Source organism: Pseudomonas sp. GM30 (assembly GCF_000282275.2).
Classification (GTDB): domain Bacteria; phylum Pseudomonadota; class Gammaproteobacteria; order Pseudomonadales; family Pseudomonadaceae; genus Aquipseudomonas.
In genome coordinates this window covers 62,731-83,234 of the sequence record NZ_AKJP02000009.1, presented here as the reverse complement: position 1 = coordinate 83,234, position 20,504 = coordinate 62,731, and the positions used below count along the sequence as shown (strand labels likewise).

General features: G+C 62.6%; 18 protein-coding genes. 1 reads left to right on the top strand and 17 read right to left on the bottom strand.

What is annotated here, in order from left to right:
* Positions 1-29 precede the first annotated feature (29 nt).
* Positions 30-647, bottom strand: a complete 618-nt coding sequence (trhA, locus tag PMI25_RS07055) for a PAQR family membrane homeostasis protein TrhA (RefSeq protein ID WP_007964065.1) — start codon at positions 645-647, stop codon at positions 30-32.
* Positions 648-858: 211 nt separating this feature from the next.
* Between trhA and PMI25_RS07050 the strand changes: the two genes are divergently transcribed.
* Positions 859-1,773 carry a LysR family transcriptional regulator gene (locus PMI25_RS07050; protein WP_007964066.1) on the top strand — a complete coding sequence of 305 codons (915 nt, stop codon included), beginning with the start codon at positions 859-861 and terminating at the stop codon, positions 1,771-1,773.
* A gap of 111 nt (positions 1,774-1,884) precedes the next feature.
* On the opposite strand, the gene madM is transcribed toward PMI25_RS07050, so the two are convergent.
* The 16 genes from madM to pilG form a co-directional block, all read right to left on the bottom strand.
* Positions 1,885-2,649: a malonate transporter subunit MadM gene (gene madM, locus PMI25_RS07045; protein WP_007964069.1), complete on the bottom strand. Its 765-nt coding sequence runs from the start codon at positions 2,647-2,649 to the stop codon at positions 1,885-1,887.
* Between the two features lies 1 nt (position 2,650).
* Positions 2,651-3,067 carry a malonate transporter subunit MadL gene (gene madL, locus PMI25_RS07040; RefSeq protein WP_007964071.1) on the bottom strand — a complete coding sequence of 139 codons (417 nt, stop codon included), beginning with the start codon at positions 3,065-3,067 and terminating at the stop codon, positions 2,651-2,653.
* A 66-nt stretch (positions 3,068-3,133) separates the two neighbouring features.
* A complete protein-coding gene (gene mdcH / locus PMI25_RS07035; protein ID WP_007964073.1) occupies positions 3,134-4,054 on the bottom strand; it encodes a malonate decarboxylase subunit epsilon in 921 nt (306 codons plus the stop codon).
* Positions 4,051-4,671: a malonate decarboxylase holo-ACP synthase gene (locus PMI25_RS07030; RefSeq protein WP_007964075.1), complete on the bottom strand. Its 621-nt coding sequence runs from the start codon at positions 4,669-4,671 to the stop codon at positions 4,051-4,053. Before PMI25_RS07030 ends, mdcH begins: the two co-directional genes overlap by 4 nt.
* Positions 4,665-5,450 (bottom strand): biotin-independent malonate decarboxylase subunit gamma, encoded by a 786-nt coding sequence (gene mdcE, locus PMI25_RS07025; protein WP_007964078.1) that lies wholly within the window; start codon positions 5,448-5,450, stop codon positions 4,665-4,667. The genes PMI25_RS07030 and mdcE overlap by 7 nt, the downstream gene beginning before the upstream one ends.
* Positions 5,447-6,298: a biotin-independent malonate decarboxylase subunit beta gene (locus PMI25_RS07020; RefSeq protein WP_007964079.1), complete on the bottom strand. Its 852-nt coding sequence runs from the start codon at positions 6,296-6,298 to the stop codon at positions 5,447-5,449. The genes mdcE and PMI25_RS07020 overlap by 4 nt, the downstream gene beginning before the upstream one ends.
* Entirely contained in the window at positions 6,291-6,590 is a 300-nt protein-coding gene (locus tag PMI25_RS07015; protein WP_007964081.1) for a malonate decarboxylase subunit delta, read from the bottom strand. Before PMI25_RS07015 ends, PMI25_RS07020 begins: the two co-directional genes overlap by 8 nt.
* The gene (locus PMI25_RS07010; protein WP_007964084.1) at positions 6,590-7,462 is read right to left on the bottom strand and encodes a triphosphoribosyl-dephospho-CoA synthase; all 873 of its coding nucleotides are present in this window, start codon (positions 7,460-7,462) and stop codon (positions 6,590-6,592) included. The genes PMI25_RS07015 and PMI25_RS07010 overlap by 1 nt, the downstream gene beginning before the upstream one ends.
* Entirely contained in the window at positions 7,462-9,132 is a 1,671-nt protein-coding gene (mdcA, locus tag PMI25_RS07005; RefSeq protein ID WP_007964086.1) for a malonate decarboxylase subunit alpha, read from the bottom strand. The genes PMI25_RS07010 and mdcA overlap by 1 nt, the downstream gene beginning before the upstream one ends.
* 281 nt (positions 9,133-9,413) lie before the next feature.
* Positions 9,414-9,779 (bottom strand): DUF6124 family protein, encoded by a 366-nt coding sequence (locus tag PMI25_RS07000; protein WP_007964088.1) that lies wholly within the window; start codon positions 9,777-9,779, stop codon positions 9,414-9,416.
* Between the two features lie 534 nt (positions 9,780-10,313).
* Positions 10,314-10,784 carry a chemotaxis protein CheW gene (locus PMI25_RS06995; protein ID WP_007964090.1) on the bottom strand — a complete coding sequence of 157 codons (471 nt, stop codon included), beginning with the start codon at positions 10,782-10,784 and terminating at the stop codon, positions 10,314-10,316.
* Positions 10,777-16,677: an Hpt domain-containing protein gene (locus tag PMI25_RS06990; RefSeq protein WP_007964092.1), complete on the bottom strand. Its 5,901-nt coding sequence runs from the start codon at positions 16,675-16,677 to the stop codon at positions 10,777-10,779. Before PMI25_RS06990 ends, PMI25_RS06995 begins: the two co-directional genes overlap by 8 nt.
* Before the next feature lie 11 nt (positions 16,678-16,688).
* Positions 16,689-18,743, bottom strand: a complete 2,055-nt coding sequence (locus PMI25_RS06985; protein WP_007964095.1) for a methyl-accepting chemotaxis protein — start codon at positions 18,741-18,743, stop codon at positions 16,689-16,691.
* A gap of 199 nt (positions 18,744-18,942) precedes the next feature.
* Positions 18,943-19,482, bottom strand: coding sequence for a chemotaxis protein CheW (locus PMI25_RS06980; protein WP_007964098.1), 540 nt, complete (start codon positions 19,480-19,482; stop codon positions 18,943-18,945).
* A 10-nt stretch (positions 19,483-19,492) separates the two neighbouring features.
* On the bottom strand, positions 19,493-19,858 hold the full coding sequence (gene pilH, locus PMI25_RS06975) for a twitching motility response regulator PilH (RefSeq protein ID WP_025109154.1): 366 nt from the start codon (positions 19,856-19,858) through the stop codon (positions 19,493-19,495).
* A gap of 60 nt (positions 19,859-19,918) precedes the next feature.
* Positions 19,919-20,323: a twitching motility response regulator PilG gene (pilG, locus tag PMI25_RS06970; RefSeq protein WP_007964102.1), complete on the bottom strand. Its 405-nt coding sequence runs from the start codon at positions 20,321-20,323 to the stop codon at positions 19,919-19,921.
* Positions 20,324-20,504 lie beyond the last annotated feature (181 nt).

Here is a 20,504-nt window from a genome sequence, read left to right as displayed (position 1 = left end):
AAGCCCGCTCCCACAGGATTTGTGATGTTCTAAAGGACGTAAAACAGAATCGCCACAAAGTGCAGCAGACTCCCGGCGATCACAAACAGATGCCAGATGCCGTGCGCATGCCGTAACCGGTGATCCAGGGCAAAGAAGATGATGCCCACGGTGTACAGCACCCCGCCCGACGCCAGCCAGGCAAAGCCTGCCGTGCCCAAAGCAGCAATCAACGGCTTGACCGCCACCAGCACGATCCAGCCCATCACCGCGTAGATCACGATCGACAGGATCCGCGCCTCCGAGCGTGGCTTGATCTCCTGCAAAATGCCGATCAGCGCCAGCCCCCAGACAATCCCGAACAACGTCCAGCCCCACGGCCCGCGCAGCGTCACCAGACAGAACGGCGTGTAGCTGCCGGCGATCAGCAGGTAGATCGAAAAGTGATCGACCTTCTTCATGATCGCTTTCTTGCGCCCGCGCACGCTGTGGTACACGGTCGAGGCGCTGTAGAGCACCAGCAAGGTAAAAGCGTAGATCGCCACGCTGACAATCTTCCACGGACTGCCGTCGAGGCTGGCAATCACCAGCATCCACACGCCGCCGATAAACGCGGCCACGGCCCCGACCAGGTGCGTCCAGGCGTTGAGTTTTTCCCCGTGATACATGTGTCGCTCACCTCAAGATTCGTTACCGCAACGCGCAAGGCTCGGGCCTTGAGCGTAAAAGCGCAATGTTTCTGTTCAAAGCCAGGATCAAAAGATCGCAGCCTTCGGCAGCTCCTACAGGAAGATCGCATTCCACAGGTAGGAGCTGCCGAAGGCTGCGATCTTTTGATCTTCAAGGCACAATCGACGCATTCTAAAAAGAGTCCGCGCCATGCTGATCGACGAAGAATTGACCCTGAAAAAACTCGAGGTGTTCCTCGCCTTCATGCGCACCGGCAATCTGGCGCGCGCCGCTGCCGAGTTGCAGACCAGCAATGTCAGCGTGCACCGGGCGATCCATTCGCTGGAAAGCGCACTGCGCTGCCCGCTGTTCAAGCATGAAGGGCGCAACCTGACGCCACTGGAAAGCGCCTACGTGCTCGAAGAGCGCGCGCAGAAGCTGATTCAGGACGTGGTCGAAAGCGTGCGCCTGACCCGCGAAGCAGCCGGGTTCTCCGCTGAACGCTTCAAGCTCGGTTCGCTGTATTCGCTGACGGTGAAGACCGTACCGCAGTTGATCATGGGCCTGAAGCTGCGCCGCAGCGAACTCAACATCGACCTGATTCTCGGCTCGAATATCGACCTGCTGTACAAGCTGAAGAACATGGAAGTCGACGCGATTCTGGTGTCGCTGGACGACACGGTCAGCGACCCGGACTGCGAGCAGATCCCGCTGTTCTCCGATGACATTTTCCTCGCCACGCCGGCAGATTCAAGATTCGCCCAGCGTCAGGAAGTCGATCTGGCTGAAGTGCGCGACGAAACCTTCATCACCCTGACCCAGGGCTTCGCTACGCATCAAGACGGCATTCGGGTGTTCAAGCAGGCGGGGTTCGAGCCGAAGGTGGCGATGCAGGTCAACGACATCTTCACCCTGTTGAGCATGGTCAGCTCGGGGGTGGGTTATGCATTGCTGCCAGGAAGGATTGCAGCGGTGTACGAGAACCGCGTGAAGCTGATTCCGTTGCAGGAGAAGTACCGGTTACAGCAGCACATTGGGGTGGTGTTCTTGAAGGCCAAGGAGCGTGATCCGAATCTGCTGGCGTTGTTGGCGGAGTGTCGGATGTATGCCAATCGGCAGATCTGAAACCGAGTTGCGCCCTTCGCGAGCAAGCTCGCTCCCACAGGAGAATGCATTCCAAGTGTGGGAGCGAGCTTGCTCGCGAAGGCGTCAGCGCAGACAACTGAAATTCCGGATTTAGCCAACAATCCCGCGAACAATGAAGAACAACAGCGAAGGCCCGAGCAAACAGCCAAGCCCGGTGTGGAACGTCGCCGTCAACGCCCCATAAGGCACCCACCGCCGATCCGTCGCCGCCAGCCCCGCGGTCACCCCGCTCACCGTCCCGGCCAGACCACCGAACACCATCGCCGAGCGTGGGTTATCCAGGCCCATCCAGCGCGCCGCGACCGGCGTACCGACCATCACCAGAATCGCCTTGATCAACCCGGTGGCAATCGACAGCGCCATCACATCCGAAGTCGCGCCAATCGCCGCGCCGGTCACCGGGCCGACAATGTAGGTCACCGCACCGGCGCCGATGGTGGTCATGCTCACCGCATCGCGATAACCGAAAGCCCAGGCCATGCACGCGCCGACAATGAACGGCAGCACCGTGCCGAGCAGCAGCGCGATCACGCCAATCAACCCGGCCTTCTTCGCTTCGGTCGCCTGCACTTCGAACGCGGTGGCAACAATCGCGAAATCCCGCAGCATCGCCCCGCCCATCAGGCCGATGCCGGAGAACAGCGTCAGATCCGCCAGGCCTTTCTGGCCGCCCGTCATAGTGCCGCCGACCCAGGCCAGCACCAGACCGATGACGATGGCAATCGCCGAGCCGTGAATACGCCCGAAGGTCAGGCGTTTCGAGAGAATCACCGAAACCCACATGATCACGCCGACGAAAGCGAACGCGGTGATCAGGCCGTTGTGTTCCAGACCGTTTTCAATGAGTGCCCACATGTCAGCGACCTCCTACCGGGGTGCCGACCGGGGTCACTTCCGCCGGTTCGTCGGGCAGCGGTTCGCCCTTGTGGGTACGGCTGATCAAGGCAATCGTGCAGCCACAGACCAGCACCGAACCGATGGCCGCCAGCACCGCCACCGGGCCGCCGTGCAGGGCGGTGACGACGTTCTGTTGCGCGGCCATCGCCACCACCACCGGAATGTACATCGCGCCCCAGAAGCCGACGCCCATTTCGCAATCCTTGGTCATGCCGCCGCGCTTCTGCATCCACAACCGTGCGCAGATCAACAGGATCATGGCGATGCCGACCCCGCCGACGTTGGATTTGACGCCCAGCAACACGCCGAGCATGTCACCCATGATCACCCCTGCCAGCGTACAGATCGCCAGCAGCGCCACACCGTAAATAATCATTGTTGTAGTCCTCAAAGTGCATCGTCGAATGTTGTTTTTGTTGTTCGAAGCCTGAGTCGCGGCGGTTTATGGTCGGCGGCCACCCTCCTCTCGCAACAGCGCCTGCAAGGTGTCCAGACGCGCACTGTCGAAGGCAGTGACCGTGCCCGATTCAAACACCCGGCGCGCCAGCCCGGTCAGCACCGCACCGGGCGGCAGTTCGATTTGTAAACGTACGCCGCGCTCGTAAGCGCTTTGCACGGTGCCGCGCCAATCCACCACGCGGCACATGTTGAACGCAAGGTCGTCGCGCAGGGCATCAGGCGTGATCAGCGGACGCGCGCGACTGCCACTCAGGTACGCGATTTTCGGGGTCTTCAGTTCAACTTTGGCGAAAGCCTCGGCGAGGGTTTGCGCAGTTTTTTCCAGCAACGGACAGTGCGACGGCACGCTCACCGCCAGGCGTTTCGCCAGACCGGCGCCACGACTGCGCGCCAGTTCCGCCACCGCTTGCATCGCCCCGTCACTGCCGGCAATCACCACCTGGCTATCGGCGTTGATGTTGGCCAGGTACACCGGCGACTCCGCGCTGTGCACCTGCGCCAGCAGCGTTTCGACGGTGGATAATTGCAGACCGATGATCGCGGTCATGCCATAGCCCTGTGGATAAGCCTGCTGCATCAACTCGCCACGCAGGCTGACCAGATGCAGCGCATCACTGAAACTCAAGGCCCCGGCGCCCACCGCTGCCGGGTACGCACCGATGGACAGGCCGGCGACGTAATCCGCCGTGAGTCCGTCCTGCAGCAACTGCCGCGAGGCAGCGACGCCAGCGATCAGCAGGCAAAGCTGCACCGCCCTTGTCGTGCGTAACGCATCGCTGGAATCCAGCAGCAAGACATCTTCGCCGAGCACATCACTGGCCTCGACCAAGGTTTCCCGAGACAAATGCTGGAGCATGCCCGGTTGCTGCGCGCCCTGGCCGGGGAACACCAACAGGCTGCTCACGCTGCCTGCTCCTGCGGGTTCCACGGGTCAGCCACCAGACACGCTTGATCGGCGTTTTTCAGCAGCACCCGTGCAGATCCACTGGCCCATTCGCGCAACGCGACCGCACCGAACGGCGTCTGCAATTGCATGTCGACCCGGCACACGGCCTGATCAAAAACCGCGACCAGTTTGCGTGCCTGATTACGCGTGATCAGTTGCGGTGTCCGCAGAATCAGATCGAGGTCACTGGCCGCGTGCATCGCGGTAAAACCACTGGCCAACTCAAACCCGACACTGCCGCTGACACCCCAGACCCAACCGCAGTCATCGAGCATTGGCCGCAGTTGTTTGAGCGCCTGCATCACTGGCAGATCGCGCTCGCAATCGACATGACAAAGCGCTTCGGGGCAGACCCGACAGGCAATCGAATCGAGCGGCATGAACGCCGCCAGCCGCTGCTCACGCAACACACCGCGAATGCCCACCGCGATCAAACCTTCAGCGCTCACCGCCCGCCGCACCACCACCGGTTGCCCGGCAGCCAGCGACTCGATCGCCCACTGCGGCGCACCCGCCGGCAGCTGCGCCGGGGTCATGCCCCACAGCAGGTCGTGGGCCAGTGGCAGATTCACCACTGCGCCCTCAGCAGTTCACGCACGCGGCTGGAGGCTTCACGGTTTTTCGCGCCGAGACGCTTGCGCAAGTCAGTGCTGGAGATATCGTCGATGGCCTGTTTCAGGCACTCGGTCACCCGCGCCAGATCCTCCGCCGTCGGCTGCTCGATCTGCTGCACCGAGAGGGTTTCCCAGAGCAAACCGAGGCTGGCGTAGCTGTCGATGTCATAGGCCATCGGCGGCACGCTGGCGGCCAGTGCTTCCAGTTCCTCGACACTGCGCAGGGTCACCCGCGCCGCCGAGGCCTTGCCCATCGCATGCACCATCACCCCGGGATCGCGCAGGGCAATCAGCCGGTTGGCTTGATAACCGTGGGCAAGAAACGCCCCGGACATCGCCTTGCCCACCAGCAGCGCAATCACCGGATGCCCGGCCAGACGGGCGCGGGCATAGCTGTCCGCCGCACCGGCCAGGGCCTGATGAATGCCGAGGGCTTCTTCGCGACGACCGTAAGCCTGGCTCGGGACGTCGACGATGGCGATGATCGGGCGCTTCTGCGCTTTGTCGCGATCCGCCGTGATCGCGTCATCTACAGCCTTGGCCAGACCCCAGCCTTCGAGCAAACCGACTTCGCCATTGCGAGCGCGTGGAAAGCGGTTGTCGGGGTCAGTGACCACAGCGATAAACCGCCCGAGTTCGCCATCGGCGACCTTCAACGATGGCGGCAAACCTTCGACCGCTTTCGCCCCACCGGTCAGGGAATTGAACCAGTTCAAACCGCGCACGGAATAACCACTCATGAGCGCTCTCCTTGATACAGGTCGCGAACCACCGACGGTTCGATTTGCTTGGCAGTGTCCAAACGGTTCAGGCGTTGCAGGAACCATTCGGCACGCTGACTGCGCGGTTGTGCTGGCAAACCTTGCTGCAACAGTTCACCGATTTGCTGGCGGATCTGCGCTACATCATCGGCGACATAACGATCCACCAGATCACTGGCAAACCGCTGCTCGCCACCGGTCAGGCTCCAGATGAAAGGCCGGTCGCGGGAGTCGTATTCCTCGATCCCGGCTTCCTGCTCGATCACCTGCGGCCCGTTCAAACCGAGGCGCGCTTCCTGGGTCACCAGCAAATAACTGCACAGCGCAGCGGCAATCGACATGCCGCCGAAACAACCCACGCTGCCCGCCACCACCCCGACCACCGGTTGGTACTGCTGCAAGTCGACAATCGCTGCGTGAATATCGGCAATCGCCGCCAGCCCGAGGTTGGCTTCCTGCAAACGCACGCCACCGGTTTCCAGCAGCAGAATGGCGCGAGTCGGGATGCCTTTGCGGTTGTCTTCGGCGGCCAGTTCCAGCGCCCCGGCAATCTTCGCCCCGCCGACTTCGCCGAGGCTGCCGCCCTGAAACGCGCCTTCGATGGCGGCGATCACCACCGGCAAACCGTCGAGGCTGCCCTTGGCGATCACCACGCCGTCATCGGCTTGCGGCACCACGCCCTGGCGCTCGAGCCACGGCGACATGACCCGTTGAAACGGGTCGAGTAATTCACGGAAGGTCCCGGCGTCGAGCAAGGCTTTCGCCCGTTGCCGCGCCCCGAGTTCGACGAAGCTGTGCTTGTGCAACAGCGCTGCGCTGTCAGTCATGGCCGATCTCCTCGAAACCTTGTTCCAGGCGCAAACGCACCACCCCCGGCGTGGCGCCGAAATCGTGGATATCGATGGCCATCGCCGGTGGCGTGGAGCCGTCGAACATCCGCGCAAACAGATGTTGCCAGCGCTGCTGCGCACCGTTGACCGAGGTCTGCACATTGATCGTCAGCTTGCCGGCCAGCCCCGGTTCGATCAGCACTTCCAGATCGCCCGAGCCGACACAACCGACCAGCGCCCGCCCGCGTGGCGGCTGCCCGGCGGGGAATTCAAAGGATAAGGTTTCCATCAAAACGCTCCCTGAAGGATGCCGTCGCGCTCGATTCGATCAAGCAGCAGCGTGGCGGCGAGCAAGTCGGCGGCGCCACCGGGCGAGGCATTCAATGCGATGAGTTGTTGATCCAGTTCGTGCAGGCGCCGACGCCCGCCGAGGCTAGCGCTGCCGCCGGCATCGAGCACTGCTTGCGCGCCGTGTTGCATGGCGTGCAGGCCCTGTTCACCAGCGCGGTAGAGCACGCAGGTGTCGGCCAGATCGGTCATGATCGCCAGCAGCGCATCGAGCCGGGCGTTCTGTTCGCCGTGACCGTTGGCGCGGCTGCGTTTGAGTTGCGGCAGGCCGCGTTGCAGCACAGACGGAAAGCCGAGTTGCGCTTCCTCACGGGCACCGCGTGCGCCGTAACGCAGGGCGACTTGTGCGCCGTGGCTCAGCGGTTTTGGTGCGTAACGGTCATCCAGCAAGGCCAGACGTGCGGCGCGAACAGAGACTGCGTTGGCGCTTGAGGATTTCGGTTCCAGCGCAGCGGCGGTCACCAGTAATCCCAGTGCCCAAATGGCGCCGCGATGGGTATTCACGCCGTGGGTGGTCGTGAGCATGGCTTGCTCGCCTTCACGGCCGATGCGGCCAATCGTTTCGCGCAACGTTGAATCGACTGCGCCGATTTCAACTGCTGCTTCAGCCATTTCCTTGAACGCCGGCCACAACGACAACGCCGAAGCGTGCATCAGGCCCAGGTGCAGATCGGTGTGCGCGCCATTGCCACGTCGGTCGACCAGCGCCGGTTTCGGCGACAGATCGGCTTCGTCGATCAGCGCATCCACCGCCAGATCCGCCAGGCGTTCGCTCAGGCTCAGGGGTTTCGCTTGCAGGTTGAGTGCGTGCATCACCAGCTCCTGAACTTGGCGGGCGGGTTGTAGAGGCCACCGGACCACTCGACCAGATCGGCCACGCTTTTCGCCGCCAGCAGTTCGCGGGTGGCGTCAGTGCGGCGGATGCCGAGGTCTTCGGGCAAGGCGATCAGGCCTTCGCGGCGCATGCGTTCGGTGTCTTTCGGGTTGTGGCGCAGACCGATGGCGGTGACGCCGGCCACCGCGGCGATCATCGCCTGACGCTCCTCCAGCGAGCGCGCCTTGTACAGGTAGGCGATGCCCTCTTCGGTGAGCAGGTGGGTAACGTCGTCGCCGTAGATCATGATCGGCGCCAGCGGCATGCCGCTTTTCTTTGCCACATCCACCGCGTCGAGGGTTTCGACGAAGGTCGGTTTGCCGCCCTCCTGGAACGTCTCGACCATTTGCACCACGAGTTTCTTGCCGCGTTCGAGCATCGGTTGCGGCGCGTCGTCGTGGCGCATGTCGAGCCACGCCGGGGTGCCGTGACGGCGACCGCGCGGGTCGTGGCCCATGTTCGGCGCACCGCCAAAACCGGCGAGACGACCACGGGTCACGGTCGAGGAATGGCCGTCGCCATCCACTTGCAGCGTTGCGCCGATAAACAGATCCACCGCGTATTGCCCCGCGAGTTGGCAGAACATCCGGTTGGAACGCAGCGAGCCGTCGCGCCCGGTGAAGAACACGTCCGGGCGCGCGGCGATGTAGTTTTCCATGCCCAGTTCGGTGCCGAAGCAGTGCACGCTCTCGACCCAGCCGCTCTCGATCGCCGGGATCAGGGTCGGGTGCGGGTTGAGCGTCCAGTTGCGGCAGATCTTGCCTTTGAGGCCGAGGGATTCGCCGTAGGTCGGCAGGATCAATTCGATGGCAGCGGTGTTGAAGCCGATGCCGTGGTTCAGCGACTGCACGTTGTGTTTTTCGTAGATCCCGCGAATCGCCATCATCGCCATCAACACGTGCACCGGTTTGATGTGCCGTGGGTCGCGGGTGAACAGCGGTTCGATGTAGAACGGCTTGTCGGCCACCACCACGTAATCGACCCATGAGGCCGGGATGTCGACGCGAGGCAGTTCGCTGACATCGTCGACCAACTGGTTGACCTGGACGATGACGATGCCATCGCTGAACGCCGCCGGTTCAATCAGTGCCGGGGTGTCTTCGGTGCTCGGGCCGGTGTAGATGTTACCGGCGCGGTCGGCCATGAACCCGGCCGAAAGCACGACGTTGGGGATCAGGTCCACCACCAGCCGCGCGTAGAGTTCGATGTAGGTGTGAATCGCGCCGACTTCCAGCAGGCCGTCTTCGAGCAACTGGCTGATGCGCAGGCTCTGGGTGCCGGCGAAGGAGAAATCGAGCTTGCGGGCGATGCCGCGTTCGAACAGATCAAGGTGCTCGGAGCGACCGACGCTGGGCATGATCATGTGCAGATCATGCAGCTTGGCCGGATCGGCTTTGGCCAGCGAACGGGAAAGGAAATCCGCCTGCTTCTGGTTGTTGCCCTCCAGCACCACCCGGTCGCCGGGATGAATCAGCGCTTCGAGCGCGGCGACGATCTTGTCGCTGGGCAGTACCACACCGTCGGCCAGCCCGCGCACCTTGTCGAGACGCCGCTGCTTCTCGTCACGCCGCCGCGTCCAGCGCGAGTCGGGGGAAATTGTTGTTGTCATGCTCACTCCACGGGGTTCGCTGTCGTGGAGCCAAGTTAGGCGTGTGAGCGGGGCGCATCAATCAAGCGCGGCGGTGAATCATTACGCTGAGCGTAACGTTCGCTAACGCCTTCGCGAGCAAGCTCGCTCCCACAGGGTTTTGAGTTGTTCAACCACTATGTGACAACCCAAATCCCCTGTAGGAGCTGTCGAGTGAAACGAGGCTGCGATCTTTTGATCTTCAGAATCAAGATCAAAAGATCGCAGCGTGCCGCAGCTCCTACAGGGGAATGCTGCGCTTTTCAGTTGGTCGGCACCAACTTATCCAACATCCGATTCACCGCCATCTCCGCCACCATCACCACCTGAGCAATGCCCTGCAGGGTCTTGCGGTGCGTGCCTTGCACCAGCGCCGCATGGTTGTTGAGCATGACGGTGGCCGAGCCGAGGGATTCGCTGGCGTCGGCCAGCAGGGATTCGCTGTCGGCGTCGGGGTTGGCCATGTACAGCGTGTTGGGCGTGTAGGGCGTGGCCATGAGGTCGGGTTTTGGCGGGCCGAGGTAATGGTCGAGGGCGCGTTCGGCGGCTTCGTGGAATTTCTTTGATTCGGGGGCTTCGTAGGGGGATGCCGTGTCTGTGGACGGCGGGTTTGGTGTTACTTTGAACATCGGAATGTACCTCTGTGAGGCCGCACCATCTCGCTGCTAAACGGTAGGGTGGCGGCTGTGCGCAAGTTAGCAGACCGGTCATTCCGGAACCCGGCGCACCCGAAGGTGCCATGCACACAGCCACCATCAAGCGCAGGCGAATGCCTGACCGGATGAGACTTGTACGACCGGAATAAAACGAAGCCGGGCTGCTAAACCCGATCACTGGGAATCAGTGACGCAATCAAGTTACGCAGCCTGCCGAGGGCGCACAAGCCGGCGGATTCTGGTGCATGCGTAGGCAGCGGCGCAAGGATTTGTAGGCTGGTGAGGCGTAACACTGGGTGTCTTTAAACAGATGTGCTGCTGGGTGTTTATTGCGCTGTAGAGATTGAGGATTTGTCTATCGGATTAAGGTGAGGCGACTGGCGCCTTCGCGAGCAAGCTCGCTCCCACAGGGGATCTGTGTCGTGTCCAAAATCTGTGTTCACTGAGTTCCAATGTGGGAGCGAGCTTGCTCGCGAAGAGGCCAGCAAGATCACCGCAAACTCTGGATCAGTGGATAAGTCCGGCCTCCACCAACAACTGCTCCAACCCCAACAAATCCGGCACCTTGGCCACCTGCTCCCCGACCTGCACCGCCGCCTGCTCCAGCGCGCACAGCGGCACATCGACATAACTCAACTGACTGTCGAGCTTGTACGAGCGCGGAATCCCCTGCACGAGCAGCGCAATGAATTTGAGCTGCGGCAACCCACCAAGGGCATTGAGGATGACGATCCGCGCGCGTTCGCCGATGACAATTTTCTGCCCGCAGGCTGACTCGAAACTCAGCAGCGGAATCTGCCGCTCACGCCAGCTCACCCGCCCCAGGTACCACGGCGGTGTGTCGAGGTCGAAGGCGCTGGCCTGGTAGTCGATCAGTTCGGCGACGGCGACGTTGGGCAGGATCAGGTTGCGATCGGCCAACGGCAGCAGCAGGCCGGTGAGTTGGCTGGTGCGCGCGTTGTGGCGGCGCTCATGCATGTTTCTTGCTCCAGTGGGCAATGCTTTCGAGCAGCACCGATTCCTGATACGGCTTGCCGAGGTAGTCGTTGACACCGATGGCCATCGCGCGATCGCGGTGTTTCTGCCCGGTGCGCGAGGTGATCATGATGATCGGCAGGTGCTGCAGGCGTTCGTCGTTGCGCACTTGGGTGGCGACTTCGAAGCCGTCCATGCGCGGCATTTCGATGTCGAGCAGCATCAGGTCGGGCATGTGTTCTTCGAGCAGCAACATGGCGTCGACCCCGTCCTTGGCGGTCAGCACGTTCATGCCGTGGCGTTCGAGCAAACGGCTGGTGACCTTGCGCACGGTCACCGAGTCATCGACCACCAGCACCAGCAGTGGCTTTTGCGGTTCGCTGTCGATTTCCGCCTGCGCCGGACGCTGCGCAACCCGCGCCTGCATCGCGCGGATCGGTGCGAGTAGATCAAGAATCAGCACCACCCGGCCATCGCCGAGAATCGTCGCCCCGGAAACGCCCTGCACCGCCGCGAACTGCGGGCCGAGGCTTTTGACCACGATCTCGCGAGTGCCAGCCATCGCATCAACCTGCACCGCAATATGCCGGTCATTGCACTGCACCAGCAGCACCGGCAACGGCAGGCTCTGGCCGAGCAGTTTCGGCCGTGGCGCGGTTTTCAGCAGCTCGCCCAGGTAGCACAACTCATAGCGCTGGCCGGCGTAGTGGTAGCTCGGTGGATCGTTACGGAAGTGCCCTTCCAGATCATTCGGCAGGACGCGGACGATGCCTTCGATGGTGTTCAGCGGAATCGCGTATTGATCCTCGCCGCACTGCACCATCAGCGCGCGGTTGACCGACACGGTGAACGGCAGACGAATGCGGAAATGCACGCCCTGCCCCGGCACCGAATCGATGCTCATGGTGCCGCCGAGCTGACGGACTTCTTCGTGCACCACGTCCATGCCGACGCCGCGCCCGGAAATCTGGGTGATCTTTTCCGCCGTGGAGAAGCCCGGCTGCAGGATGAATTGCAGCACGTCGCGGTCGCTGATTTCGGCGTCCGGTGCAAGCAGGCCGCGCTTGATCGCCTTGCGCCGCACCGCTTCCAGCGGCACCCCGGCGCCATCGTCACGAATATCGAAAACGATGTCGCCACCCTCGCGGGTCAGGTCCAGGGTGATCGTCCCTTGCGCCGGTTTGCCCGCCGCCAGCCGCACTTCAGCCGACTCCAGGCCATGGTCGACGGCGTTGCGCAGCATGTGTTCCAGCGGCGCAACCATGCGCTCCAGCACATTGCGATCCATCTCGCCTTCGGCGTTGCCGATGATGAATGCGACGTCCTTGTTCAGCTCTTCGGCGACCTGCCGCACGATGCGTTTCAGGCGCGGCAGCATGCGTTCGAACGGCACCATGCGCGTGCGCATCAGGCCTTCCTGCAATTCGGTGTTGATCCGCCCCTGCTGCTGCAACAGGTTTTCGGCGTCGTGGTTGCGGCGGTCGAGGGTTTCCTTGAGGTCGAGCAGGTCGGAGGCAGATTCGAATAGCGCCCGCGACAGTTGCTGCAACTGCGAATGACGGTCCATTTCCAGCGGATCGAATTCTTCGTAACCGAGGCGTTCGGCATCGACTTGCTGACGGCTGAGAATCCGCCCCTGGGTTTCGGTGTCGAGCCGGCGCAACTGATCGCGCATGCGCTCGATGGTGGTTTCCATCTCGTTCAGCGCGGTTTGCGCATCGCTGACTTGCTGCTCGATGCGGCCACGGAAAATCGAGGTTTCCCCGGCCAGATTGACCAAGTCATCAAGCAGTTCGGCGGAGACCTTGACCATGTCCGCGCCGGCATCGGCGGCGGGTGCGACAGGCTCGGTCTTGGCCGTAACCGGCAGCAGCGGTGGCGTGTCCGGGGTCGCCGGGTGGCTGAAATTCTGGATCGCGCTGATCAGCCGATCCGCCGGCGGGCATGGCTGCCCGGCGCGCACGCCATCGAGCATCTGCGCCAACCGGTCATGCCCGCGCTGCACCAGCGCGAACAGTTCGGCGGACGGTTGCAGCACGCCGGTGGCGAGGCTTTCGTAAAGGTATTCGAGCTCATGGGCGAGGTCGCCGATCGGGCCGATCTCGACCATCCGCGCGCCGCCCTTGAGGGTGTGCAGATCGCGCAGCAGGGTTTCCACTTCCTGGCGATTGCCCGGCTCGGCCTGCCAGCGCTGCAGCGCGGCGCCGGAGTTTTCGATGATGTCGAAACCTTCTTCGAGGAAGATTTCCAGCAGTTCCGGGTCATGTGCGGCGCTGTCGTGGTCGGCGGCCGGTTGCGCCGTTTCGACAGTGCCGGAGGCGCCCTGGCGGAACTGGCGGATTGTCTCGATCAGATCCTGCGCCGGGCGCAGTGGTTGATGCGCCTGCAACTGCTCCAGCAACAAGGCCAGGCGATCATGGCCCTTGTGCAGCAAGCGCCCCAGCGCCTCGCTGTGACTGTAGCGACGATCCACCAGCCCTTCGTAAAGTCCTTCCAGCTCATGGGCCAGATCGCCGATGGCATCGACCTCGGCCATCCGCGCGCCGCCCTTGAGCGTGTGCAAATCGCGCTGCAACGACGACAGCGGCGCAGCGTTGTCCGGGTCGCTCAACCAGCGCTGCAGGGCTTGCCCGGCACTGTCGAGGATGTCCACCGCTTCTTCGAGAAAGATCTCGACGATCTCGTCGTCCGGCGCCGTCTCGGCGTTGGCGTGGGACAGTTCGGCGGTGGCGGCGCCCAGCTCATGGATGCTCAAGGTGCGGCTGCCGTCGCTGCGAATCAGCCCCATCGCCGTCGGGTCGAGGCTTTCATCGAGCAGTTCGTGCAAGGCGCGGATACGCTGCGGCTGCGGAGTGATTTCCTGGCCGGCGGCCAGTTCGTCGAGCATGTTGATCAGCGCTTCGTGGGCGTTCTGTGCCTCGTGGAAAAACCGGTCGCTGACCGCCAGGCTGCTTTCTTCGACGGCGCCATACAGGTCGAGCAAGGCTTCGCACAGCACATCCACCGGCAGCAGATCGGCGAGGTGTGCGCCTTCGCCGAGGGTGGTCAGTTCATCGAGCAGCGCGCTGAGTTCCTGGCGCTCGCCGGGGTGTTGCTGCCAGCGTTGCAACAGGCTTTCGGCGTCGAGCAGGATGTCCATGCCCTGGGCGAGGAAGTTGTTGATCAGTTGCGGATCGCGCTTGATCCGCAGGCCGGTGCTCGGCGCACTGAGGATCGCTTCCAGACGTTCGGCCAGCAGCGTTTCGGTGCGTTTGATCAGCGACTGCGCACCGACAATCGGCGCCAGCGGATCGTGCTTGAGCTGGCGCAAACCAACGCGGAACAGGCCTTCGGCTTCGAGGAGCAATTCCACTTCATCGAGATCCAGCGGCAACTGATGCGCCTTGAACTCGCGCGCCAGTTTATCCAGCGGCGCCGCCAGTTCGGCAATCGGCAACACGCCGGCCATCGACGCACTGCCCTTGAGCGTGTGCAAGGCGCGCTGCAATTCGTCGCTGGCCGGCAGCGGCACATGCTCGGCGGCCTGATCGAGGAAGCGGTTGAGGCTGGCGAGGTGGGTTTCGGCCTCGTTGCGGAAGATCTCCAGCAACAGCGGGTCGAGGGCCGCCACATCCTCAACGTCTTCAGCCGCCAGCGGCTCGACACCTTTGGCCAGCGCATGCGCACGGGCCGCCAGTTGATCGACATCGCTGCGTTGACGCTGGCGGTGCGTGGCGAATTCGCTGATCAGCTCCGGCAGCAGCAACACCGTGTCAGTGAGCAACTGCTGCACCTGCGCGCCAGGTTCGACGCTGTGTTCCAGCACGCGGTTGAGCAGGTTTTCCACGGCCCAGGCCAGCTCACCAAGGATCAACGCACGCACCATGCGCCCGCTGCCCTTCAAGGTGTGAAAGGCGCGGCGCAGTTCGGTCAGGGCGGCGCGGTCATGAACGTCAGCCGACCAGCGCGGCAGGTATTCGTGCAGAACCTCGAGCACCTCGTCGGTCTCTTCGAGGAACACTTCGCGCAGTTCATCGTCCACCGGTTCTTCGTCGGCGGGCGGCGGCATCAGGTTGCCGGGGGTGATCAAGGCCGGCGGGTTGACCGCCGAGACCGGGCTGGCCAATACATCGGCCAGCGACTGCACGGTCTCGGGGTCATCCAGCGCTTGCAGGTCCTGCATCACCAGCGCTTCGCTGGGACTGAGCACATCGTCGAGCAGCGGTACGTGCGGCTCATGTGGAAAGAAACCGAGGCTGGCGAGGCTTTTTTGTGCGACATCCAGCAGTTGTTCATTCGGCGCTTGCGGGTCGTCGCTCAGGCGCTCGAGGTAATACTCGAGGCTGGTGATGACGTCGGCTAGATTATCCAGTTGCTGCCAGCCTGGCTGGTGCGGATCGAGCAGCAGGTGTTCGCGGATGAAGCTGTTGCAGGCCTCGACCAGACTCGCCGCCCGGCTCAGCGGAATCATCGCCAGCGCGCCGCGCACCTGGGTCAGCAGTTCCGGCAGCGGCTGCAGTTGCTGGCGATCCCAGTCGGCGTCGATGTAATCGACGATCATGTCCTTGGCCTGTTGCAGGCAGATGCGTGCTTCCTTGATCACGATCTGATGAATCTGCGTCAGGTCGGTGGTCGGCAGGCGCGCGTCTTCGAGACTTTCCGGCTCTACAGTGCCGACCATTCCGGCGAGGTTGGCCTCGACGTAGAGCAGCGCACCGGCAACGTCCATCAGGGTCGCGTCATTCGGTTCGCGCTGGCCCTGGGCGAGGCTGAGCACCACCGCCAGTTGATCGATGATGACTTTGCGCGGCTGGCCGAAACCGAGCACCGCGAGGGTGTCGGCGATCTGCCGCAACGGCGCCAGCAGACTCTCCAGATCGGAGGTGTGCTGACGATCGCTACGGACGAACAGGTCGAGGCGTTCCTTGACCCGCACCAGCTCTTCGCACAGCGCCGCCAGCACCGAGCGCATCGCATCGCGGTCGGGGCCGGCCAGGCGCGCGCGTTCTTCGTCGACCATCGCGCTGTCGGGCAACGCGTCGTCCAGGGAGTAGCGATCTTTCATGGTCAGCATCTGCCCGGTGGGATGTTCGGCTTTGGCAATATAGAACAGCAGGCTTTTCAGCAACTCCGGCGGGGGCGGCTGATTGAGGCCGCGCGGGCCTTGTTCGAGCAGGCGCTTGAGTTCCTTGTCGGCGTCCTTGAACAGGCTGCGCAACGCCGGGCTGTTGGCGATGGCGCCTTCGCGCATGCCTTCAACCAGCGCGGAGGCGACCTGCCACAGCGGACTCAACGGCGCATCGCCGCTGAGCGCTTCGAGGCGCTGGAAGACTTTCGCCAGGTATTCGAAGTGCGTCTGGTCATCCTGCTCGCGCAGCAAACCGACCAGCGCCATCTGCAGCATCTGGCGCAACTTGCGCAGCATGTTGGGCCACTCGGCCGGCTCCAGCGCGGCCAGCGCTTCTGCGCTCAACGGCGGCAAGTCCGGCAGTGGCGGGCTGAACAGGCTGGTTTCCGAAAGCAGGCTGTCGCCGCGCGCACTGCGCAGATCGTTGATCAGCGGCAGCACCACCAACGGCAGATCGCGGCGGGCACTCTGCACCCGATCGAGATAGATCGGCAGTTGCCCGAGGGCTTGCAGCAGCAAGTGCAGGGCTTCGTCGCGATGGGCGACGCGCCCCTGCTGCAAGGCTTCGACCAGATGCTCCATTTCTTCGGCGAGCAACGCCGCGCCATAGAACTCAACCATCTGCAAACTGCCGTGCACCTGATGGATATAGGCCAGACACTCATCCAGCCCCGGCGTGGCCTGCGGGTCATCGAGCACGGTTTCAATCGCCTGATGCGCCAGCCTCAGCGTTTCGGCAATTTCACCCTTGACCCATTCGAGGGCCACGTAGTCGTGCCGGTCACCCATAACCACTCCACTCACGCCTTGTCCGTCGCGGACGCCGACGGCAAGGTGAAACCGGATACCGAACGGCGCAGCTGACTGGCCATTTTCGCCAGATTGCCAATGCTCTCGGCGGTGGCGGTGGAGCCGGACGAGGTCTGCGAGGTGATCTGCTGGATCACGTTCATCGTCAGCGAGATCTGCCCGGCCGACGAAGTCTGCTGCTGCGCCGCGTTGGAAATGCTTTGAATCAACGCGGCGAGGGTTTTCGAAACGCCTTCGATTTCTTCCAGTGCCACTCCGGCATCCTGCGCCAGTCGCGCGCCCCGCACCACTTCGGTGGTGGTCTGCTCCATGGAAATCACCGCTTCGTTGGTGTCGGTCTGGATCGCCCGCACCAGGGTTTCGATCTGCCGGGTGGCGGCGGACGAACGTTCGGCCAGTCGCTGTACTTCGTCGGCAACCACGGCAAAGCCGCGCCCGGCGTCCCCGGCCATCGAGGCCTGAATCGCCGCGTTGAGCGCGAGGATGTTGGTCTGGTCGGCAATGTCGTCGATCAGGCTAACGATGTCGCCAATTTCCTGGGACGACTCGCCGAGACGCTTGATGCGTTTGGCGGTGTCCTGAATCTGTTCGCGGATGTTGTCCATGCCGTGGATAGTGTTGTGCACCACCTCGTTGCCCTTGTTGGCGATTTCCACCGAGCGCTCGGCCACCGCCGAGGATTCAGCGGCGTTGGCCGAGACCTGATCGATGGACTGGGCCATGTCGCTGATCGCGGTCGAGGCTTCGGAAATCTGCTGCGCCTGATGCTCCGAGGCTTGCGCCAGGTGCATGGCGGTGGCCTGGGTTTCCTGCACGGCGGCGGCGACCTGGCCGGCGGTGAGGTTGATGGTCGCGACCAGATCGCGCAGTTGGTCAACCGAGTAGTTGATCGAATCGGCGATGGTCCCGGTGAAGTCTTCGGTCACCGAGGCGGTCACCGTCAGGTCACCGTCGGCGAGGTCTTCGATCTCGTCGAGCAGGCGCATGATCGCGTTCTGGTTGCGCTCGTTCTTCTCGGCGGTCTCGCGCAACTGGCGGTTGGTTTCACGGACCATGACCATGCCGATCAGGATGATCGAGGCCAGCGCCAGCAAGCCCAGCACGTAACCGCCGATGGTGTCGGTGTTGCGTCCGCCGGCGAGGTTTTCGAAACCGCTGGCGAGGTGCGAGGCTTCGTCGAGCAGGGTCTGCGACAGGCTGAAGATATTGCTCGCCGACTCCCGGACCTTGAACAGCTCCGGCGAGGTTTCGAGGATTTCATCCACGGAGCCGGAGACGAACTGGAACAGCTCGGAAATTTCACTCAGCCGCGCACGGGCATCACGGTCTTCGACCTGGCTGATTTTCAGGGTCGGGTTGCCCTGCAACATGCCGTTGAGGACCTGGCCGAAACGGGTGGCGTCGCGGCCAAACGCATCGGCAGCCTGCTGCGAGTTTTCGTCGCCAGCGAGCACGGTGTTCACCGCGCCGAGAATGCGTTCGGCCAGCAGCGATTGGCGCTGGGCCATCGCCACCTGCGCTGCCGGGGCGCCGCGCTGCAGAAGGATCTCGACGACTTTTTCGTATTCGATCTGCAACTGCGGCACGGTTTCGGCCAGCGTCGCGGCGACCTGATGCAGCGAGAGCACGGTCTGCTCGCTGGAGAGAATCGCGTCGGTGTTTTTCAGCAGGCGTTCCCAATCCAGCTGCACCGCGCGCATTTCCGGGCGCACGGTGGCCGGCGCGGGCGGCAGGCCGGTGGACGGGTCACCCTTCTTCAGGTAACCCCAGCGCTGGGCAAAATCATTGCGCGCATCGCTCAGCAACTTGAACGCGGCGGCCTTGCCGGCGGCGGCTTCAGTGGCGTTCTTGGCAATCCGCTGCGACAGCACGCGCAGCTCACCGGCATGGCCGATGTACTGCTTGTCGTAGTTGGCCTGGGTGTTGAGGTAGGCGAAGTTGGCGAACAGCAGCATGATGAACACGATCAGTGCGATGAACAGCACGATGATCTGCGAGCGACTGCGCGACCCTTCTGCCGACTTGCCTGTTTTTGCTTTTGTCATCGGTCCTCGCCTATGAAACCTGCCACGGTCCACTGTGGGATTTGTGGTGAGGGGATTTATCCCCGATGGGTCGCGCAGCGGCCCCAAAACTGAGTTGTATCTGGCACATGCGAATGCAGGTTTTGGGTTGGCTTTGCCAACCATCGGGGATAAATCCCCTCGCCACAGACCCCCACCCCATGGATTTATGGTGTTTCGGCTATATCGCGACGCTCATGAACACCGGCGATTTGGCCAGCGCAAACAGGCTGAACACCCGCCAGTTCTGCTCACGCCGGAAATAGCCTTTGACGAACTCTGCCTTTGAGCCCTGGCGCTTGCTGATCGAGATCGGTTCGAAGCTGTCCTGCTCGAAGTGCTGCAGACCGAACACCTCATCCACCAGCAACCCGGCGAACACATCGTTGTGCTCCACCACCAACACACGCCGCTGTTTGCGCAGCGGCGACAGCTCGTGACCGAAGAAGCCGCACAGGTCCATGATCGGCAGCAAGCGCCCACGCAGGTTAGCCACCCCTTTGACCCACGGCTTGACCCCGGGCAACTGAGTGCAGCGCGGTTCGTGCAGCACTTCGCTGACTTCGCCCATCGGCGTCACGTACCAATGCTCGCCGAGGCGAAAACCGATGCCGCTCCAGCGATCCTGACGGCCGGGCTGCGACGGCAGGTCCGCCGCCAGCAGACGGCAGCGCTGGTCGATCTGCCACAGCAGCTCGAACGCGGTCAGCGACTGGTTCATGGCCGCGCGATCAACCGGCCAGCACGTTGTTCAGGGTCTTGATCAGCATGTCTTCTTCGACCGGTTTGGTCAGGTAATCCTTCGCGCCCTGGCGCGTGCCCCAGACCTTGTCGGTTTCCTGATCCTTGGTGGTGATGATGATCACCGGAATATGGCTGGTCTCGGCATCCTTGGTCAGTTGCCGGGTGGCCTGGAAGCCGTTGAGGCCGGGCATGACGATGTCCATCAAGACCGCGTCAGGCTTTTCCTGACGGGCCAGGGCCACGCCGTCGGCGCCGTTTTCGGCCTTGAGCACTTCATGGCCGTGCTTTTCGAGCATGCCGGTGAGTTTGTACATTTCAGTCGGCGAATCATCGACGATCAGGATACGTGCCATGGTCTTCCCCATTTTTCTTGTCGACTCCCGGCCCGCTGGCCGAGCGTCACTGTACGTGTCTTACTGCGGCAAAACGGCGGCGAAGCCCGGAACATGGGCCTGAATCGCGTCGAGCAGTTCTTCCTTGCTGAAAGGCTTGGTCAAAAATTGATCAGAACCGACAATCCGCCCCTTGGCCTTGTCGAACAGCCCGTCACGCGACGACAGCATGATCACCGGCGTGGTCTTGAACGCACTGTTGTTCTTGATTAAAGCGCAGGTCTGATAACCATCCAGACGCGGCATCATGATGTCGACAAAAATGATCCCGGGGTGGTGGTCGGCGATCTTGGCCAACGCGTCGAAGCCATCGATCGCCGTGATGACTTCGCAGCCCACATTTTTCAACAGCGTTTCGGCGGTGCGACGAATCGTTTTCGAGTCATCGATCACCATGACCTTCAAGGCGCTGGACTGCTGTTCCATAAGAGGGCTCTACCGTCGCCTTTGCGAATCAAATTGTCCGTTTTGCGATGAGTAATGGCTGGAAACCCTTGATGTTCAAGGGCCAGCACCGCATGGCAGCCTTTTTAGCACAGTCTCCCGGTCCAATCTATCGACGGGTTTTCCCTTGACCGAAAACCCGCCCGGAGCCACTCTGGCGGCA

Excerpts from the sequence above, each read along its gene's own strand:
- PMI25_RS06980 (WP_007964098.1), bottom strand. The coding sequence starts at position 19,482 with ATGAACCAGTCGCTGACCGCGTTCGAGCTGCTGTGGCAGATCGACCAG.
- mdcE (WP_007964078.1), bottom strand. The coding sequence starts at position 5,450 with ATGAGTGGTTATTCCGTGCGCGGTTTGAACTGGTTCAATTCCCTGACC.
- trhA (WP_007964065.1), bottom strand. The coding sequence starts at position 647 with ATGTATCACGGGGAAAAACTCAACGCCTGGACGCACCTGGTCGGGGCC.
- PMI25_RS06995 (WP_007964090.1), bottom strand. The coding sequence starts at position 10,784 with ATGCATGAGCGCCGCCACAACGCGCGCACCAGCCAACTCACCGGCCTG.
- pilH (WP_025109154.1), bottom strand. The coding sequence starts at position 19,858 with ATGGCACGTATCCTGATCGTCGATGATTCGCCGACTGAAATGTACAAA.
- mdcA (WP_007964086.1), bottom strand. The coding sequence starts at position 9,132 with ATGACAACAACAATTTCCCCCGACTCGCGCTGGACGCGGCGGCGTGAC.
- PMI25_RS07020 (WP_007964079.1), bottom strand. The coding sequence starts at position 6,298 with ATGACTGACAGCGCAGCGCTGTTGCACAAGCACAGCTTCGTCGAACTC.
- madM (WP_007964069.1), bottom strand. The coding sequence starts at position 2,649 with ATGTGGGCACTCATTGAAAACGGTCTGGAACACAACGGCCTGATCACC.
- PMI25_RS07000 (WP_007964088.1), bottom strand. The coding sequence starts at position 9,779 with ATGTTCAAAGTAACACCAAACCCGCCGTCCACAGACACGGCATCCCCC.
- PMI25_RS07010 (WP_007964084.1), bottom strand. The coding sequence starts at position 7,462 with ATGCACGCACTCAACCTGCAAGCGAAACCCCTGAGCCTGAGCGAACGC.
- pilG (WP_007964102.1), bottom strand. The coding sequence starts at position 20,323 with ATGGAACAGCAGTCCAGCGCCTTGAAGGTCATGGTGATCGATGACTCG.
- madL (WP_007964071.1), bottom strand. The coding sequence starts at position 3,067 with ATGATTATTTACGGTGTGGCGCTGCTGGCGATCTGTACGCTGGCAGGG.
- PMI25_RS06985 (WP_007964095.1), bottom strand. The coding sequence starts at position 18,743 with ATGACAAAAGCAAAAACAGGCAAGTCGGCAGAAGGGTCGCGCAGTCGC.
- PMI25_RS06990 (WP_007964092.1), bottom strand. The coding sequence starts at position 16,677 with ATGGGTGACCGGCACGACTACGTGGCCCTCGAATGGGTCAAGGGTGAA.
- PMI25_RS07050 (WP_007964066.1), top strand. The coding sequence starts at position 859 with ATGCTGATCGACGAAGAATTGACCCTGAAAAAACTCGAGGTGTTCCTC.
- PMI25_RS07015 (WP_007964081.1), bottom strand. The coding sequence starts at position 6,590 with ATGGAAACCTTATCCTTTGAATTCCCCGCCGGGCAGCCGCCACGCGGG.